Origin of the sequence: Ideonella alba, assembly GCF_018069845.1 — a bacterium.
GTDB lineage: Bacteria > Pseudomonadota > Gammaproteobacteria > Burkholderiales > Burkholderiaceae_C > Ideonella > Ideonella alba.
The window spans coordinates 40,752-57,956 of record NZ_JAGQDD010000011.1 but is presented as its reverse complement, the minus strand read 5'-3'; the positions used below and the strand labels follow the sequence as shown (position 1 = coordinate 57,956).

Sequence of the window (17,205 nt, the reverse complement as noted above, 5' to 3'; positions counted from 1 at the left end):
GATGCCGCTGACCCGCCTGAAGAATCCCGACGCCGCCGCCCGCTGGCTCAGCTCCTGGGTCACCGGTGCGCTGCGCACCGACAGCCGCCAGGTCCGACCGGGTGATGCCTTCATCGCCTGGCCCGGCTACGCCACCGACGGCCGCCGCTTCGTGCAGGCGGCGCTGGAGGCCGGCGCCTCGACCTGCCTGGTCGAGGCCGAGGGCATCGAGGCCTTCGGTTTCGACGACGCCCGCATCGCGGTGCTGCCCGGCCTGAAGGCCGCAACGCCGCTGATCGCCCATGCCTTCTACCGCCAGCCCAGCGCCGCGTTGCGGGTGGTGGCCACCACCGGCACCAATGGCAAGACCAGCACCGCCTGGTGGACGGCCCAGGCGCTGTCGCTGCTGGGCCAGCGCTGCGGCGTGGTCGGCACGCTGGGCGTGGGCACGCCGCCCACGCCGGGCGACGACGCCGGCGAGATCGTCTACACCGGTCTGACCACCCCCGACCCGGTGGTGCTGCAGCAGGGTTTTCGCCGCATGGTCGACGCCGGCTATGCGGCCTGCGCGATCGAGGCCTCGTCGATCGGCATCGTCGAGCACCGGCTGGATGCCACCGCCATCGATGTGGCGCTGTTCACCAACTTCACGCAGGACCACCTGGACTACCACGGCGACATGGCCACCTACCGCGCCGCCAAGCGCGCGCTGTTCGACTGGCCGGGTCTGAAGGCGGCGGTGATCAATGTCGACGACCCCACCGGCGCCGAGCTGGTGGCCGAGCTGGCTGGCCGCGGCCCGGCGCTGTGGACGGTGTCGGTCGAGGGTGAGGCGCGCCTGTCGGCCCAGCATGTGCGCTGGGAAGACGGCGGCCTGGTGTTCTCGGTGGTCGAGGGCGACCGGCGCGCCGAGGCGCGCACCGGCCTGATCGGCGACTACAACGTCAGCAACCTGCTGGTGGTGATCGGCGCGCTGCGTGCGCTGGGCGTGCCGCTGTCCGAAGCCGTGGCCGCGGCCGCCCGCGTGACGCCGGTGCCCGGCCGCATGCAGCGCGTGGTGGGCGAGGGCGCCGGCCCCGAAGTGGTGGTCGACTACGCCCACACCCCCGACGCCCTGGACAAGGCCCTGGGCGCGCTCAAGCCGCTGGCTGAGGCGCGTGGCGGCCAGCTCTGGTGCGTGTTCGGCTGCGGCGGCGACCGCGACCCGGGCAAGCGTTCGCTGATGGGCGCGATCGCCGAGCGCTATGCCCACCGCGTGGTGGTCACCAGCGACAACCCGCGCTCCGAGGACCCGCAGGCCATCATCGAGCAGATCGTCAGCGGCCTGTCGGAGGGCGCTGGCACGCTCAAGCTGACGGTGGAGGTGGACCGCCGCCTGGCCATCCTCGAGGCGCTGGCCGCGGCCGGCCCGCAGGACGTGGTGCTGATCGCCGGCAAGGGCCATGAGGACTACCAGGAGGTGCACGGCGTGCGCCACCCGTTCTCGGATGCCGCGGTCGCGGCTGGCGCGCTGCACGCGAGGGCCACCGCATGACGCTGATGTCGCTCGGTCGTGCTGCCCAGCTGCTCGGCGCCGATGCCGCGCTGTTGGGCGACGCTGGCGTGGACTTCGCCCGCGTGCACACCGACACCCGTACGCTGCAGCCGGGCGACCTGTTCGTCGCGCTGCTCGGCGAGCGCTTCGACGCGCACGACTTCCTGCCCCAGGCCCGTGCCGCCGGCGCGGTGGCCGCGCTGGCCGAGCGCGGTCTGGCCGAGGCCGGCCTGCCGGGCCTGCAGGTGGCCGACAGCCTGCGCGGCCTGCAGCGCCTGGCCACCGCCTGGCGTGCCACGCAGACGCTGCCGCTGATCGCCGTGACCGGCAGCAATGGCAAGACCACGGTCACGCAGATGATCGCCAGCATCCTGCGCGCCGCCCATGGCGAGCGCGCGCTGGCCACCAGCGGCAACCTGAACAACCACATCGGCGTGCCGCTGACCGTGCTGCGCCTGAACGGGCATGCGGCGGCGGTGGTCGAGCTGGGCATGAACCACCCGGGCGAGATCGCCGAGCTGGCCGCGATCGCCCAGCCCACGGTGGCCCTGGTCAACAACGCGCAGCGCGAGCACCAGGAGTTCATGGGCACGGTCGAGGCCGTGGCGCGCGAGAACGGCTGCGCGATCAGCGCGCTGCCCGCCGAGGGCGTGGCGGTCTTCCCTGCAGACGACGCCTACACCGCCGTCTGGCGTGAGCTGGCCGGCACCCGCCGCACGCTGAGCTTTGCGCTCGACACGGCGGCCGACGTCACCGGCGAGGCGCGCTGGGACATCGACCACTGGGCGCTGCGTCTGCGCACGCCGCAGGGCGAGGCCGGTCTGGCGCTGCGCATCGCCGGGCAGCACAACGTCAAGAACGCGCTGGCCGCGGCGGCCTCGGCGCTGGCCGCCGGCATCCCGCTGTCGGCGGTGCGCGACGGCCTGGCGGCCTTCGAGCCGGTCAAGGGCCGCTCGCAGGTCAAGCCGCTGGCGCGCGGCGGCCGCGCGCTGACGCTGATCGACGACACCTACAACGCCAACCCCGACTCGGTGCGTGCTGCCATCGACGTGCTGGCCGCACTGCCGGCGCCGCGCTGGCTGCTGCTGGGCGACATGGGCGAGGTGGGCGACCAGGGCCCGGCCTTCCACGCCGAGGTGGGCGCCTATGCGCGCGAACGCGGCATCGAATCCGTGTGGTGCGCCGGCACGCTGGCGGCCGACGCCGCGCGTGCGGCCGGCGGTCGTCACTTTGCCGACGTGCCCCAGCTGCTGGCGGCGCTGAACGAGGCGCCCGCGTTCGCATCGGTGCTGGTCAAGGGATCGCGCTTCATGCAGATGGAGCGGGTGGTGGCGGCCTTGCAGGCCGCCGATCCGGCGCAGGAGGGCGCATGCTGCTGAGTCTGGCCCAATGGCTGCAATCCCTGTACCCGGAGAGCCTGGGCTTCCTGCGCGTCTTCCAGTACATCACCTTCCGTGCGGTGCTGGCGGCGATGACCGCGCTGCTGATCGGCCTGGCCTTCGGCCCCTGGCTGATCCGCCGCCTGACCGAGCTGAAGATCGGCCAGCCGGTGCGCGGCTATGCGATGGAGACGCACCTGGTCAAGAGCGGCACGCCCACGATGGGCGGCGCGCTGATCCTGATCGGCATCTTCGTCGCCACGCTGCTGTGGAGCGACTGGAGCAACCGCTTCGTCTGGATCGTGATGATCGTCACCTTCGGCTTCGGCGCGATCGGCTGGGTTGATGACTGGCGCAAGGTGGTCGACAAGAACCCCGAGGGCATGGCCTCGCGCGAGAAGTTCATGTGGCAGACGCTGATCGGCGTGCTGGCGGCGATCTACCTGGCCTTCAGCGTGTCCGAGACCAGCAACCTGCGCGTGATCGAGCTGTTCTTCCGCTGGATCCAGAGCGGCTTCTCGAACGACCTGCCGCCCAAGGCCGACCTGATGCTGCCCTTCTTCAAGACGGTCAGCTATCCGCTGGGCGTGTTCGGCTTCATGTTCTTCGCCTGGTTCGTCATCGTCGGCATGAGCAACGCGGTCAACCTGACCGATGGCCTGGATGGCCTGGCGATCATGCCGGTGGTGCTGGTGGCGGCGGCGCTGGCGATCTTCAGCTACGTCGTGGGCAACGCGGTGTACTCGAAGTACCTGCTGTTCCCGCACATCCCCGGCGCGGGCGAGCTGATGATCTTCTGTGCCGCGATCAGCGGGGCCGGCCTGGCCTTCCTGTGGTTCAACGCCTACCCGGCGCAGGTCTTCATGGGCGACGTCGGCGCACTGGCGCTGGGTGGCGCGCTGGGCACGGTGGCGGTGATCACGCGCCAGGAGATCCTGCTCGGGATCATGGGCGGCGTGTTCGTCGTCGAGGCGGCGTCGGTGGCGCTGCAGGTGGGCTGGTTCAAGTACACCAAGCGCAAGTACGGCGAGGGCCGGCGCATCCTGCTGATGGCGCCGCTGCACCACCACTTCGAGAAATCGGGCTGGAACGAGACGCAGGTCGTCATTCGTTTCTGGATCATCACCATGCTGCTGTGCCTGGTCGGCCTGGCATCACTGAAGCTTCGCTGACCGTGCATTTCCTCCACGACCTCTCCGTGCTGATCCTGGGCCTGGGTGACTCCGGCCTGGCGATGGCGCGCTGGTGCGCCCGCCAGGGCGCGGCGACGATCCGGGTCTGGGATTCGCGCGAGGCGCCGCCGCAGGCCGCCGCGCTGGCGACCGACGTGCCCGCGGCCACGCTGTTCAGCGGTGCCTTGGGGGCCGGGCAACTGGGTGACGCCAGGCTGGTGCTGAAGAGCCCCGGCCTGGCGCCCACCGATGCGCGCATCGCGCCGCTGCTGGACGCCGCGCGCGCCCAAGGGCTGGCGGTGATGGGCGAGCTGGACCTGTTCGCCCACGCGCTGGCCGACCTGAAGGCTGCGCGCGGCTATGCGCCCAAGGTGCTGGCGATCACCGGCACCAATGGCAAGACCACGACCACCTCGCTGACGGCGATGCTGGTCGAGCGCGCCGGGCTGCGCGTGGGCCTGGCGGGCAACATCGGCCCGACGATGCTGGACACGCTGGCCGCTGCGCTGGCGCTGGAGCCGGCGCCCGAGGCCGCCGCTGCCGAACAGACTGAGGCCGAGCACGAGACACCTGAGGACGTCGTTGGGCAGTACGCCGAACCCGCCGGAGACACGGACGGGGCGGCGATCGACGCGCCAGGGGTGCATGGGGAGCCCGCGGACGATACCGCGGACGGATCTGAACCTGGGGAGGAGGGGGCGCCGCTCGTGCTGGCACCTCCCCCTCCCAAGGATCCGGTGTTCGCCCACCTGCCCCCCGTCTGGGTGCTCGAGCTCAGCAGCTTCCAGCTCGACGGCGTGCGCGGCTTCGAGCCCAGCGCCGCCACCGTGCTCAACATCAGCCAGGACCACCTGGACTGGCACGGCGACATGGCCGCCTACGCCGCGGCCAAGGCGCGCATCTTCGGCGAGCAGGGGCTGATGGTCATCAACCGTGACGAGCCGCTGGTCGAGGCCATGGTGCCCGCGCCGCAACTCGTCAAGGGCGGCCGCGGCAAGCCCGCCAAGGCGGTGGGCCGCGCGGTGCTGCGCTTCGGTCTGGACGCACCGCAGCGCCCGGGCGACTTCGGTCTGGTCACCGAGGGCGGCATGGCCTGGCTGGTGCGCGCCATGCCCGCCGACGAGACCATCAAGCGCAAGAAGGGTGAAGCGGAAGAGCTGATCATCCAGCGCCTGATGCCCGCCGATGCGCTGCGCATCCGCGGCCGCCACAACGCCAGCAATGCGCTGGCCGCGCTGGCGCTGGCCACGGCGATCGGCTGCCCGCTGGCGCCGATGCTGCACGGACTGCGCGAGTACCGCGGCGAGCCGCACCGCGTCGAGCCGATCGGCATCGTCGGCGGCATCGAGGCGGTGGACGACAGCAAGGGCACCAATGTCGGCGCCACCGTGGCGGCGATCAAGGGCCTGGGCGAGGACCGCGTCAGCAGCAAGCTGGTGGTGATCCTGGGCGGCGACGGCAAGGGCCAGGACTTCGCGCCGCTGGCCGCCCCGGTGCAGCGTCATGTGCGTGCGGTGGCCCTGATCGGCCGCGACGCCGAGGCCATCGCCGCCGCGCTGGCCGGCACGGGGGTGCCGATGCAGCGCCACGACACGCTGGAGGCCGCCGTGCCCTGGTGCTTCGCGCAGGCTCAGGAAGGCGACGCCGTGTTGCTCAGCCCGGCCTGCGCCAGCCTGGACATGTTCCGCAACTACGCCCACCGCGCCCAGGTCTTTGCCGACGCGGTGCAGCAGCTGGCGCATGAGCGCGGGGAGCTGCTGTCATGAACTTCGCTGCCGCGCTCAAGCCCGATGTGGCCGGCTGGCGTGCCCGCCTGGCGGGCCTGTTCGGCCGCCGGGGCGAGGGCAGCGAGCCGCTGCCGCCGATCCGCGACTGGGTGGGTGGCAGCGAAGGCCGCCCGGCCGCCATCGCCGGCATCGACCTGGCGCTGATCTGGGTGACGGTGGCGCTGCTGGCGCTGGGCCTGGTGATGGTCTATTCGGCCTCGGTGGCGCTGCCCGACAACCCCAAATTCGCCAAGTACACGCCCACCTATTTCCTGGGCCGCCAGGCGATGTTCATTGCCGTGTCCTTCGTCGCTGCGCTGGTCACGCTGCAGATCCCGATCGCGGTGTGGGAGAAGTGGGCGCCGTGGCTGTTCGCGATCTCGCTGGCGATGCTGATCGTGGTGTTGATCCCGCACGTGGGCAAGGGCGTCAACGGCGCGCGGCGCTGGCTGCCGCTGGGCGTGATGAACTTCCAGCCCAGCGAGCTGGCCAAGCTGTCGATCGCGATGTACGCGGCCAGCTACATGGTCCGCAAGATGGACGTCAAGGAGAACTTCTTCAAGGCGGTCTGGCCGATGGCGGTGTCGCTGGGCGTGATCGGCGTGCTGCTGCTGGCCGAGCCTGACATGGGCGCCTTCATGGTGATCGCCGCAGTGGCGCTGGCCATCCTGTTCCTGGGCGGCGTCAACGGCCGGATGTTCCTGCTCAGCGTGGCGGTGCTGGTCGGCGCCTTCGTGCTGATGATCGTCTTCAGCGAATTCCGCCGCCAGCGCATCTTCGCCTACCTCGACCCCTGGAACCCCGACTACGCCCAGGGCAAGGCCTACCAGCTGACGCACTCGCTGATCGCCTTCGGCCGCGGCGAGCTGTTCGGTCAGGGCCTGGGCTCGTCGATCGAGAAGCTGCACTACCTGCCCGAGGCGCACACCGACTTCCTGCTGGCGGTGATCGGCGAGGAGCTCGGCTTCGTCGCCGTGCTGTCGGTGGTGCTGGCCTTCTTCTGGCTGACCCGCCGCATCTTCGTCATCGGACGCCAGGCGATCGCGCTGGACCGCGTCTTCGCCGGCCTGATGGTGCAGGGCATCGGTGTCTGGTTCGGCGGCCAGAGCTTCATCAACATGGGCGTCAACCTGGGCGTGCTGCCCACCAAGGGCCTGACGCTGCCGCTGCTGAGCTATGGCGGCTCGGGCATCCTGATGAACCTGATCGCGCTTGCCATCGTCTTGCGCGTCGACCAAGAGAATCGCCAATTGATGCGGGGAGGGCGCGCGTGAGCCGTCACCTCGTGGTCATGGCAGCCGGCACGGGCGGCCACGTGATTCCCGGCCTGGCGGTGGCGCGCGAGATGCTCTCGCGCGGCTGGACCGTCAGCTGGCTGGGCACCGAGGGTGGCATGGAGAACCGGCTGGTGCCGCCCAGCGGCATCAGCATGGACCGGCTGTCCTTCACCGGCCTGCGCGGCAAGGGTTGGCTGCACACGCTGACCGGCGGTGTGCGCCTGCTCAAGGCCTTCTGGGACGCGCTGCGCATCCTGCGCCAGCGCCGCGCCGACGCGGTGCTGGGCATGGGCGGCTATGTCTGCTTCCCGGGCGGGCTGATGGCCTCGCTGCTGGGCAAGCCGCTGATGCTGGTGAACGCCGACGCGGCGCTGCTGATGAGCAACAAGGCGCTGCTGCCGGTGGCCGACGCGGTGGCCTTCGGTTTCGACGGCCCCGACGCCGCACGCGTGCGCCATGGCAAGGTCACCGGCAACCCGGTGCGCCAGGAGATCGAGCAGATGCCGCAGCCCGCCGCGCGCTTCGCCGGCCGCGAGGGTCCGCTGCGCCTGCTGCTGGTGGGCGGCAGCCTGGGTGCCAAGGTGCTCAACGAGACCCTGCCCGCCGCACTGGCACACCTGCCGGCCGATGCCCGCCCGCAGGTCACGCACCAGACCGGCATGGCCCACCTGGACGATGTGCGCGGGCGCTACGCCACGCTGGGCGTCGAGGCCGAGATCCTGCCCTTCATCGATGACATGGACCGTCGCCTGGCCGACTGCGATGTGGTGCTGTGCCGCGCCGGCGCGATCACGGTGAGTGAGCTGTGTGCCGGCGGTGTGGCCAGCGTGCTGGTGCCGCTGATCGTCTCGACCACCTCGCACCAGCGCGACAACGCGGCCTGGATGGCCGAGCGTGGCGCCGCGATCCACCTGCCGCAGACCGAGATGACCCCGCAGTCGCTGGCCGACCTGCTGCAGGGCCTGTCGCGCGACAAGCTGCTGGCGATGGCCGAGGCCGCGCGCGGCCTGGCCCGCCCCCATGCCGCCGCGAAGGTGGCTGACGAGATCGAGGGACTGGTGGCATGAAGCACGCCGTCAAGCACATCCACTTCGTGGGCGTCGGCGGTGCCGGCATGAGCGGCATCGCCGAAATCCTGCACAACCTGGGCTACACCGTGTCCGGCTCGGACCAGTCCGACAGCGCGGTCACGCGCCGCCTGGCTGAGCTGGGCATCCGCATCCACACCGGCCACGACGCCGCCCACATCGCCGGCGCCGAGGCGCTGGTCACCTCCACCGCGGTCAAGGGCGACAACCCCGAGGTCATCGCCGCCCGCGCCCGGCGCGTGCCGGTGGTGCCGCGCGCGGTGATGCTGGCCGAGCTGATGCGCCTGAAGAAGGGCATCGCGATCGCCGGCACCCACGGCAAGACCACCACCACCTCGCTGGTCACCAGCGTGCTGGCCGAGGCCGGGCTGGACCCGACCTTCGTGATCGGCGGCAAGCTCAACTCGGCCGGTGCCAACTCGGCGCTGGGCTCGGGCGACTTCATCGTCGTCGAGGCCGATGAATCCGATGCTTCGTTCCTGAACCTGATGCCCATCCTGTCGGTCGTCACCAACATCGACGCCGACCACATGGACACCTACGGCCACGACTTCGCGCGGCTGAAGGCCGCCTTCGTCGACTTCCTGCACCGCATGCCCTTCTACGGTGCCGCCATCGTCTGCGGCGACGACCCTGGCGTGAAGAGCATCGTGCCGATGATCTCGCGACCGGTGGTCACCTACGGCCTGGGCGAGGACGTGCAGGTGCGGGCGATCGACGTGCAGGCCCTGCCCGGCGGCCAGATGCGCTTCACCTGCCAGCGCCGCAACGGCGTGGTGATGCCCGACCTGCAGATCACGCTGAACCTGCCCGGCGAGCACAACGTGCGCAACGCGCTGGCGGCGATCGCCATCGCCACCGAGCTGGAACTGCCCGACGCGCCGATCGTCGCGGCGCTGGCCAAGTTCAGCGGCGTCGGCCGGCGCTTCCAGCGCTGGGGCGAGGTGCGGCCCACCCAGGGCGGCGCGGTCACGCTGATCGACGACTACGGCCACCACCCGGTGGAGATGGCCGCGGTGCTGTCGGCGGCGCGCGGCGCCTTCCCGGGCCAGCGCCTGGTGCTGGCCTTCCAGCCGCACCGCTACACCCGCACCCGCGACTGCTTCGAGGACTTCGTCAAGGTGATGGGCCAGGCCGATGCGGTGCTGCTGACCGAGGTCTACGCCGCCGGCGAGGCACCGATCGTGGCGGCCGATGGCCGCTCGCTGGCGCGCGCGCTGCGCGTGGCGGGCAAGGTGGATCCGGTCTTCGTCGACGACGTGGCCGAGTTGCCGCAGCAGCTGCTCGACTTCACGCGCGACGGCGACGTGGTGATCCTGATGGGCGCCGGATCGATCGGCGGCGTGCCGGCCAAGGTGGTGGAACTCGCAGGGAGCAGCGCGGCATGAAGGCGATCGACGTCAAGACACTGGGCAAGGTGGCGGTGCTGATGGGCGGCCACTCGGCCGAGCGCGAGGTCTCGGCCACGATGTCCGGCCCCGGCGTGCTGGCTGCGCTGCGCTCGCAGGGCGTGGACGCGCACCCCTTCGACCCGGCCGAGCGCGAGCTGGGTGAACTCAAGCGCGAGGGCTTCCAGCGCTGCTTCATCGCGCTGCATGGTCGCGGCGGCGAGGACGGCACGGTGCAGGGCGCGCTCGAGCTGTTGGGCATTCCCTACACCGGCTCGGGCGTGATGGCCTCGGCGATCGCCATGGACAAGGTCATGACCAAGCGGGTCTGGATGGCCGAGGGCCTGCCCACACCCGCCTGGCGTCTCCTCGGAAAAGGCCATCACACGCGGGAAGACACGCGCGCCGTGCCCGACGTGCTGGGCCTGCCGATGATCGTCAAGCCGGCGCGCGAGGGTTCGTCCTTTGGTGTCACCAAGGTCGAAGGCTACTCAAATGTGATGGAAGCGGTCACTCTCGCGGCACAATACGACTCCGACGTGCTTTGCGAAGAATTCATCGATGGCGACGAAGTCACCTGCCCGGTGCTGGGAGAGGGTGACGCCGCCGTCGCACTGCCGGTGGTGCGCATCGTGGCCCCCGACGGCAACTACGACTTCGAACACAAGTACGTCTCCAACGACACCACCTACCTGTGCCCGAGCGGCCTGTCCGAGGCCGAGGAGCGCGCGATCCAGCGCCTGGTGGTGCAGGCCTATCGCCTGCTGGGCTGCCGCGGCTGGGGCCGTGCCGACCTGATGATCCGCGCCAGCGACCGCCAGCCCTTCCTGCTGGAGATGAACACCTCGCCGGGCATGACCAGCCATTCGCTGGTGCCCAAGTCGGCGGCGCACGCCGGCATCAGTTATGAGCAGCTGTGCCTGCACCTGCTGGCCGGCGCCACGCTCGACAGCGTGGCCCACAAGGACGCCTGACCCACCATGGCCGCCACCCTGCCCGCCGACATCCGCCTGATGAACGCCACCGCGGCGCTCGTGGGCCTGCTCGCGCTGGGCACGCTAGCGCTGGGCGCGGCGGCCTGGGTGGCGCGCCAGCCGGCGTTCGCGCTGCGCCAGATCCGTCTGGAAGGTGAAACCGCGCGTAACAACGCGGCCACCGTGCGCGCCCATGTGATGCCGCGCCTGGCCGGCAACTTCTTCACCCTGAACCTGCAGGCCGCTCGCGAGGCCTTCGAGGCCGTGCCCTGGGTGCGCCACGCGGTGGTGCGCAAGGTCTGGCCGAACCGGCTGGTGGTGCAGCTCGAGGAACACCATCCGGTGGCGGTGTGGAAGGGCGAGGAGGGCGATGACCGCCTGGTCAACAGCCACGGCGAGGTCTTCGAGGCCAACCTGGGCGACGTCGACGAGGCCCAGCTGCCCGATTTCGCCGGCCCGCTGGCCGAAGCGCCGCAGATCCTGGCCATGTACCGACAACTGCGCCCGGTCTTCGAGCCGCTGGGCCGCGAGCCGGTGAGCCTGTCGCTGTCGGGTCGCGGGTCCTGGCGGGTCGAGCTGGACGACGGTGTCGCCGTCGAGCTGGGCCGCGGCAGCGAGACCGAGGTGCTGGAACGCACCGCGCGCTTCGTGCGCACCATCACCCAGGTCGGAGGCGCCAGCCGCCGATCCATCGATTACGCCGACCTGCGGCACGCCGACGGTTACGCGGTGCGCTTCAAGGGCGGTCCCGGGGCTGCCGCCACGCCCAACGGAGCCCACTGAGGAAGGCCATGGCCAAGGAATACAAGGATCTCGTTGTCGGCCTGGACATCGGCACCGCCAAGGTGATGGCGGTGGTGGCCGAGGTCGTGGGTGGTGAGCTGCGCGTTGCCGGCCTGGGGGTGGCCAGCTCGCATGGCCTGAAGCGCGGCGTGGTGGTCAACATCGACGCCACGGTGCAGAGCATCCAGCAGGCGCTCAAAGAGGCCGAGATGATGGCCGCCTGCAAGATCGAGCGCGTCTACACCGGCATCACCGGCAGCCACATCCGCGGCCAGAACAGCACCGGCATGGTGATCGTGCGCGACAACCGCGAGGTCACGCCCACCGATGTGGCGCGCGTCATCGAGACCGCCAAGGCGATCAACATCCCCAACGACCAGCGCCTGCTGCTGGTGGAGTCGCAGGAGTTCGTGATCGACGGCCACGAGGTCAAGGAGCCGATCGGCATGAGCGGCAGCCGGCTCGAGGTCAAGGTGCACATCGCCACCGGCGCGCAGAGCGCGGCGGAGAACATCGTCAAGTGCGTGCGCCGCTGCGGCCTGGAGGTCGAGCAGCTGTGCCTGTCGCCCACCGCCGCCGCCGCCGCGGTGCTGACCGACGACGAGAAGGACCTGGGCGTGGCGGTGGTGGACATCGGCGCCGGCACCACCGATGTGAGCATCTTCACCGGTGGCTCGATCCGCCACACCGCGGTCATCCCCATCGCCGGCGACCTGATCACCAGCGACATCGCCATGGCGCTGCGCACGCCCACCAAGGACGCCGAGGAAATCAAGGTCGAGTACGGCGTGGCCAAGCAGATGCTGGCCGACCCGAACGAGCAGGTCGAGGTGCCGGGCCTGGGCGACCGCGTGCCGCGCATGCTCAGCCGCCAGGCGCTGGCCGGCGTGATCGAGCCGCGGGTGGAAGAGATCTACTCGCTGGTGCACCAGGTGATCCGCGATTCGGGCTACGAGGAGCTGCTGTCCTCGGGCATCGTGATCACCGGCGGCACGGCGGTGATGCCGGGCATGGTCGAGCTGGGCGAGGACATCTTCCTCAAGCCCGTGCGCAAGGGTCTGCCCACCTATTCGGGGCCGCTGTTCGACATGGTGGCCAACCCGCGCTCGGCCACCGTGATGGGCCTGCTGGAAGAAGCCCGACTGGCCCATGCACGCGGTCACAAGGCACAACAGCAGGCCGGCTCGGTGAAGACCTTGTTCGGCCGGGCGAAGGACTGGTTCTTGGGTAATTTCTGACCGGCGGGGCCGGCATTCACGAAGACGGACGACTCAACGATCCGCACAGGTAGTCAGCGTTTTTTCATTCAGGCAACTGCACACAGCACGACGGAGGTTCCACATGGCCATCGAGATGATCGAAGACTTCGACCAGGGCACGCAGATCAAGGTGATCGGCGTGGGCGGCGGCGGCGGCAACGCGGTCGAGCACATGATCGCCCAGGGCGTCCAGGGGGTGGAGTTCATCGTCGCCAACACCGACGCGCAGGCGCTCAACCGCAGCGGCGCCGGCCAGCTGGTGCAACTGGGCACCACCGGCCTGGGCGCCGGCTCCAAGCCCGAGGTCGGCAGCAGCGCCGCCCAGGAGGCCGAGGGCCGCATCCGCGAGGCCATCGCCGGCGCGCACATGCTGTTCATCACCGCCGGCATGGGTGGCGGCACCGGCACCGGCGCGGCGCCGGTGATCGCCCGCATCGCCAAGGACATGGGCATCCTGACCGTGGGCGTGGTCACCAAGCCGTTTGAATTCGAAGGCGGCCGCCGCTCCAAGCAGGCCGATGCCGGCGTGACCGAGCTGGAGGCCAATGTCGACAGCCTGATCGTGGTGCTCAACGAGAAGCTGCTGGAGGTCATGGGCGACGACGTCACCCAGGAAGAGGCCTTCGCCCACGCCAATGACGTGCTGAAGAACGCCGTGGGCGGCATCTCGGACATCATCCACATCCCCGGCCTGGTCAACGTCGACTTCGAGGACGTCAAGACCGTGATGAGCGAGCCGGGCAAGGCGATGATGGGCACGGCCATGGCCGGCGGCCCGGACCGCGCCACCAAGGCCGCTGAAGCGGCGGTGGCCTGCCCGCTGCTCGAAGGCATCGACCTGTCCGGCGCGCGTGGCGTGCTGGTGCTGATCGCTGCGGCGCGCAGCACCTTCAAGCTGAGCGAAAGCAAGAACGCGATGAACACCATCCGTCGCTACGCGGCGGAAGATGCGCACGTGATCTACGGCACCGCCTACGACGACAGCCTGGGCGACCAGCTGCGCGTCACCGTGATCGCCACCGGCCTGTCCTCGGCCCGCCGTGCGGCTGCGCCGCTGACGGTGGTGCAGACCCAGAGCCAGCCGCAGACCGTGCTGCGCACCGGCACCGACAACCTGCCGGTGCTGAGCAGCCCGATCGGTGCCACCGCCGCCCCGGTGATGGGCGCCACCGACTACGCCGGCATGGCCACGCCCAGCGTCTGGCGTACTGGCCGCACGCAGGCCGCCGCCAAGGTCGAAGCGCTGAGCAGCAACGGCATGGACGAGATCGAGATCCCGGCCTTCCTGCGCAAGCAGGCCGACTGAGGTCGCGCCAGCGCCTGTACGTCCTGGCCTGGCCGGCCCGGCGTGCTGCCGTCGTCTGAATTCAAGGGGGTGCCCGCGCCGGGCGCCCCCTTTTTTCTTGTCTGATCGCGCCGGACCGCGCGTGACATAAGCCCTTGGCCGGCGACGTGCCGGTGCAGTACGCTGGGCGCTGTATGTCGCAGTACCCATCGCAGGCTCGGGTCCCGAGCATTTTTCTTCACGTGCCCAAGAGCGCCGGCTCCACCCTGCGCACCGTCTTCCACCAGGCCCTGGGCGATGAGCTGCTGTGGTTCCGCAACCCTGAGTCGCGCCAGCCCGCCGAGGCGGGCCACCCCCGACTCATCACCGACCTGTCCTTGCTGGAGCGGCCCGAATCCTGGATGGGTGTGCGCCTGGTGGGCGGGCATTTCCCCGCCTGGAAGCTGCCGCTGGGGCTGCGTGAGCGCCGGCCGCTGCTGATGGCGGTGCTGCGTGAGCCGGTGGCACGCATCGAGTCGCTCTACACCTACATCCGGCGCGAGCGGTCGCATATCCTGCATGCCGAACTGCAGGCACGCACCCTGCGCGAGGCGCTGGAACTCCCGGCCTTCCGCCGCGTGGTGCCGCAGGGACAGCTGCGCTTCCTGCGCACCACCCAGCGGCCCTTCCATGCGCGTCTGCTGGCGCCTTTTCCGGTGCTGATCGGCAAGCACGAGCATCTGCCCGCCTTCGTCGCGGCGGCCAGCCGCCGCACCGGTCTGGACCTGGACCTGGCCGACGTGTCGGCCAATGTCAGCCCCTCGGGCTACCGGGACGCCCTGCGCGAGCAGCCGGGCTACGAGGAAGCGCGCGCGCTGATCGCCAGCCTGACCGAGGACGAGGCCGAGTTCATGCGCAGCTTCGACCAGCTCTACGAGCACGAGGCCGGCGACGGGCCGGTGGAGACCCCGCGCACCACCCGGCCGCGCGCCGCCAGCGCGCCGATGCCGCTGAGGACCCAGGTGCCGCCTCTGGCGCCGGTGGCCGCGAAGCCCGCCCCGGCGTCGGTCACCGCTGCCGCAACCCCCGCCGCCGCCAAGGCCCCGAGCGATGCCCAGGCGGACCGGCGGGCCGCTCGCCGCGAGGCGCGGCGCAGCGCCCGGCAGGCGGAGCGCCGGCGCTCACGCCAGCCGGACGCCGATCCCCAGGACAGCCCGAAGCCCTAGCACAGGGCCGTGGCGACGCCTGCCGCGTCAGGCCCCCGGCCGCCGGGCCGTTGTCGCGCAGCCGCGGTCTCGGGCGCCCACAGTTGCAGGGGCCACGTGACCGCAGAATGCGTCACACCTGGCGCCATGGCGCCGTGCGCAGGCACTGTCACCCGGCCAATAATCAAGCTGTGGCCATGTGGTTCCTGTTTTCACGTCGTGTCGTGTTGGCGATGGCGCTGGCAAGCTGGATCGCATCGTCTGCCAACGCCAGCGCGCAGAGGCTCCGCGAGCTGGAAGCCCTGGCCTGGGACGACCCCCATCGCGTCGCGGCCATGGCCCGCGCCGAGGCCCATGCCGCCACGGATGACGAGACCCGCTTCTGGGCGTTGCTCGCTGGCGCGCGGGCCCTGGACCTGCTCGAGCTTGAGGAGTCAACCGCGCAGGCGCTCGATCAGGCGGAACAGGTGCTCTCACGTTGGGCCGGCGCGACCGAGCGGCATCGCCTGTGGTTGGCGAGCAGCCGCCTGCTGGGCAGCTGGCGCGTCGAGACGCCCCAGCAGTCGCTGACCCGGCTGGATGAACTAAGGCGCCGGCTGAGCGGCAGCGACGACGCCTACCTCGCCTGCGACCTCAAGGAGAGCGAGGTGTCCGTCCTGGTCGACTCGGGCAGTCTTGACGAGGCCTGGCTGGCCGCCGAGGACTGGGAGCGCTGTGCGCGAACACTGGGTGAGCCCATCAAGCAGGTCTGGGCCATCGCAACCTTCGGCACGATCGCTGGCAGAGGTCAGGGCCGCACCCAGGCCGACCCCGATGAGCACTATGCGCGCGCCTTCCAGGTGCTGGGCGACCTCAAGGCGCGCACGCTGCGCAATGCGCTGCTGTACCAACGTGCCGAGGCGCTGCGCCTGGTCGGCCGCGTCGACGCTGCCTCCACCTACTACCGGGATTCGATCGCGTTGGGCAGGGAGGTGGGCGATGAGGCCGCCGTCGCCGCCGGCAACATCGGACTTGCCACCATTTACCTGGACCGGCATGAACCGACCCAGGCGCTGCCCTTGCTGCGTGAGGCGCGCACGCTCCTGGAGCCTGGTGACAGCGCCTTTCGCATGTTCGGCGTGGTGCTGCAACTGGTGAGGGCTCACACGCAGCTGCGCAGTGCGGAACTGCCGGCCGCCATGGTGCAGGCGCGCCGCTACGATACCGAGGCCGTTCCCGGCGCTGATCGTGCAGGCCTGGCGCGGGTGCTGGCCGCCGCCTACGCGTCGCAGGGCCGCTTCAAGGAGGCCTATGCCGAGACCGAACGCGCCCAGGCGCTGGTCGATGAGCGTCGACGCAGCGCCGCGGAGGTCCAGAACCTGCGTCTGCAGGCGCGGTATGCCGCCGCGCAGCGCGACGCCGAGAATGCCGAACTGCGCCACCGCGGCGAACTGGCCCAGGCGGAGCTGTCCGCCCAGGACGCCACGCGACGCGCCTTGTGGGCCACGGTGGCGACCCTGGGTGCGCTGTTGATGGCGGCGGCGGGCTGGGCGTGGTCCGCGATCGCGCGGCGCCGCGCCCTGGCCGACCTGGCGATGCGCGACGACCTGACCGGCCAGCCCAACCGCCGTGCGGTCACGCGCCATGCGACCGAGCAGTTCCTTCTGGCTCGCGAGAAGGGCACCCCACTGACCCTGGCACTGATCGACATCGACCACTTCAAGCGCGTGAACGATGTGCGGGGTCACGCCGGGGGCGACGCCGTGTTGCGCGCCCTGGCCATCGCTGGAACGGCCGTGATGCGCTCCCAGGACGTGCTCGGTCGCTGGGGTGGCGAGGAGTGGCTGCTGGTGCTCCCGGGCCTGAGGATCACTGAGTTGCCGCAGGTGTTTGCGCGCCTGCGAGAGAAGTTCGCCGACACGCCAGCGCAGGGCATCGACGGGCCGCACGGCGTCACCTTCTCGATGGGCGGCGCCGAACTGGGACCGGACCTGCCCCACCTGGACGCACTGATTGCTGTGTGCGACGAGCGACTCTACCGGGCCAAGTCAGCCGGCCGAGACCGGCTGTGCCACGAGGACATCGTCACCGACGCGGAAGTTGCCGGCTCCTCGGGCGGCCTTCAGGCCTACGCTGGCTGAAGGGCGCGGCCAGTCCG

The 17,205-nt window shown here is 70.7% G+C and carries 13 protein-coding genes; all 13 read left to right on the top strand.

Features of this window, described 5'->3' with window-relative positions; translation table 11 throughout:
- Position 1 precedes the first annotated feature (1 nt).
- A complete protein-coding gene (locus KAK03_RS15045; protein WP_210854807.1) occupies positions 2 to 1,513 on the top strand; it encodes a UDP-N-acetylmuramoyl-L-alanyl-D-glutamate--2,6-diaminopimelate ligase in 1,512 nt (503 codons plus the stop codon).
- Positions 1,510 to 2,892, top strand: coding sequence for a UDP-N-acetylmuramoyl-tripeptide--D-alanyl-D-alanine ligase (locus KAK03_RS15040; RefSeq protein ID WP_375140986.1), 1,383 nt, complete (start codon positions 1,510 to 1,512; stop codon positions 2,890 to 2,892). Before KAK03_RS15045 ends, KAK03_RS15040 begins: the two co-directional genes overlap by 4 nt.
- Positions 2,883 to 4,064 (top strand): phospho-N-acetylmuramoyl-pentapeptide-transferase, encoded by a 1,182-nt coding sequence (mraY, locus tag KAK03_RS15035; protein ID WP_210854800.1) that lies wholly within the window; start codon positions 2,883 to 2,885, stop codon positions 4,062 to 4,064. Before KAK03_RS15040 ends, mraY begins: the two co-directional genes overlap by 10 nt.
- 2 nt (positions 4,065 to 4,066) lie before the next feature.
- Positions 4,067 to 5,830 carry a UDP-N-acetylmuramoyl-L-alanine--D-glutamate ligase gene (gene murD / locus KAK03_RS15030; RefSeq protein WP_375140985.1) on the top strand — a complete coding sequence of 588 codons (1,764 nt, stop codon included), beginning with the start codon at positions 4,067 to 4,069 and terminating at the stop codon, positions 5,828 to 5,830.
- A complete protein-coding gene (ftsW, locus tag KAK03_RS15025) occupies positions 5,827 to 7,104 on the top strand; it encodes a putative lipid II flippase FtsW (RefSeq protein WP_210854798.1) in 1,278 nt (425 codons plus the stop codon). Before murD ends, ftsW begins: the two co-directional genes overlap by 4 nt.
- Before the next feature lie 17 nt (positions 7,105 to 7,121).
- Positions 7,122 to 8,174: an undecaprenyldiphospho-muramoylpentapeptide beta-N-acetylglucosaminyltransferase gene (murG, locus tag KAK03_RS15020; RefSeq protein ID WP_210854954.1), complete on the top strand. Its 1,053-nt coding sequence runs from the start codon at positions 7,122 to 7,124 to the stop codon at positions 8,172 to 8,174.
- Entirely contained in the window at positions 8,171 to 9,583 is a 1,413-nt protein-coding gene (gene murC, locus KAK03_RS15015; protein WP_210854797.1) for a UDP-N-acetylmuramate--L-alanine ligase, read from the top strand. The genes murG and murC overlap by 4 nt, the downstream gene beginning before the upstream one ends.
- Complete coding sequence (locus KAK03_RS15010; RefSeq protein WP_210854795.1) at positions 9,580 to 10,557, top strand: D-alanine--D-alanine ligase; 978 nt, start codon at positions 9,580 to 9,582, stop codon at positions 10,555 to 10,557. Before murC ends, KAK03_RS15010 begins: the two co-directional genes overlap by 4 nt.
- Positions 10,558 to 10,563: 6 nt before the next feature.
- On the top strand, positions 10,564 to 11,340 hold the full coding sequence (locus KAK03_RS15005; protein ID WP_210854794.1) for a cell division protein FtsQ/DivIB: 777 nt from the start codon (positions 10,564 to 10,566) through the stop codon (positions 11,338 to 11,340).
- A gap of 8 nt (positions 11,341 to 11,348) precedes the next feature.
- Positions 11,349 to 12,578 (top strand): cell division protein FtsA, encoded by a 1,230-nt coding sequence (gene ftsA, locus KAK03_RS15000; protein ID WP_210800742.1) that lies wholly within the window; start codon positions 11,349 to 11,351, stop codon positions 12,576 to 12,578.
- Between the two features lie 103 nt (positions 12,579 to 12,681).
- Positions 12,682 to 13,905, top strand: coding sequence for a cell division protein FtsZ (ftsZ, locus tag KAK03_RS14995; protein WP_210854793.1), 1,224 nt, complete (start codon positions 12,682 to 12,684; stop codon positions 13,903 to 13,905).
- A 221-nt stretch (positions 13,906 to 14,126) separates the two neighbouring features.
- Positions 14,127 to 15,089: a hypothetical protein gene (locus tag KAK03_RS14990; RefSeq protein ID WP_210854791.1), complete on the top strand. Its 963-nt coding sequence runs from the start codon at positions 14,127 to 14,129 to the stop codon at positions 15,087 to 15,089.
- Positions 15,090 to 15,265: 176 nt separating this feature from the next.
- Positions 15,266 to 17,188: a GGDEF domain-containing protein gene (locus tag KAK03_RS14985; RefSeq protein WP_210854789.1), complete on the top strand. Its 1,923-nt coding sequence runs from the start codon at positions 15,266 to 15,268 to the stop codon at positions 17,186 to 17,188.
- Positions 17,189 to 17,205 lie beyond the last annotated feature (17 nt).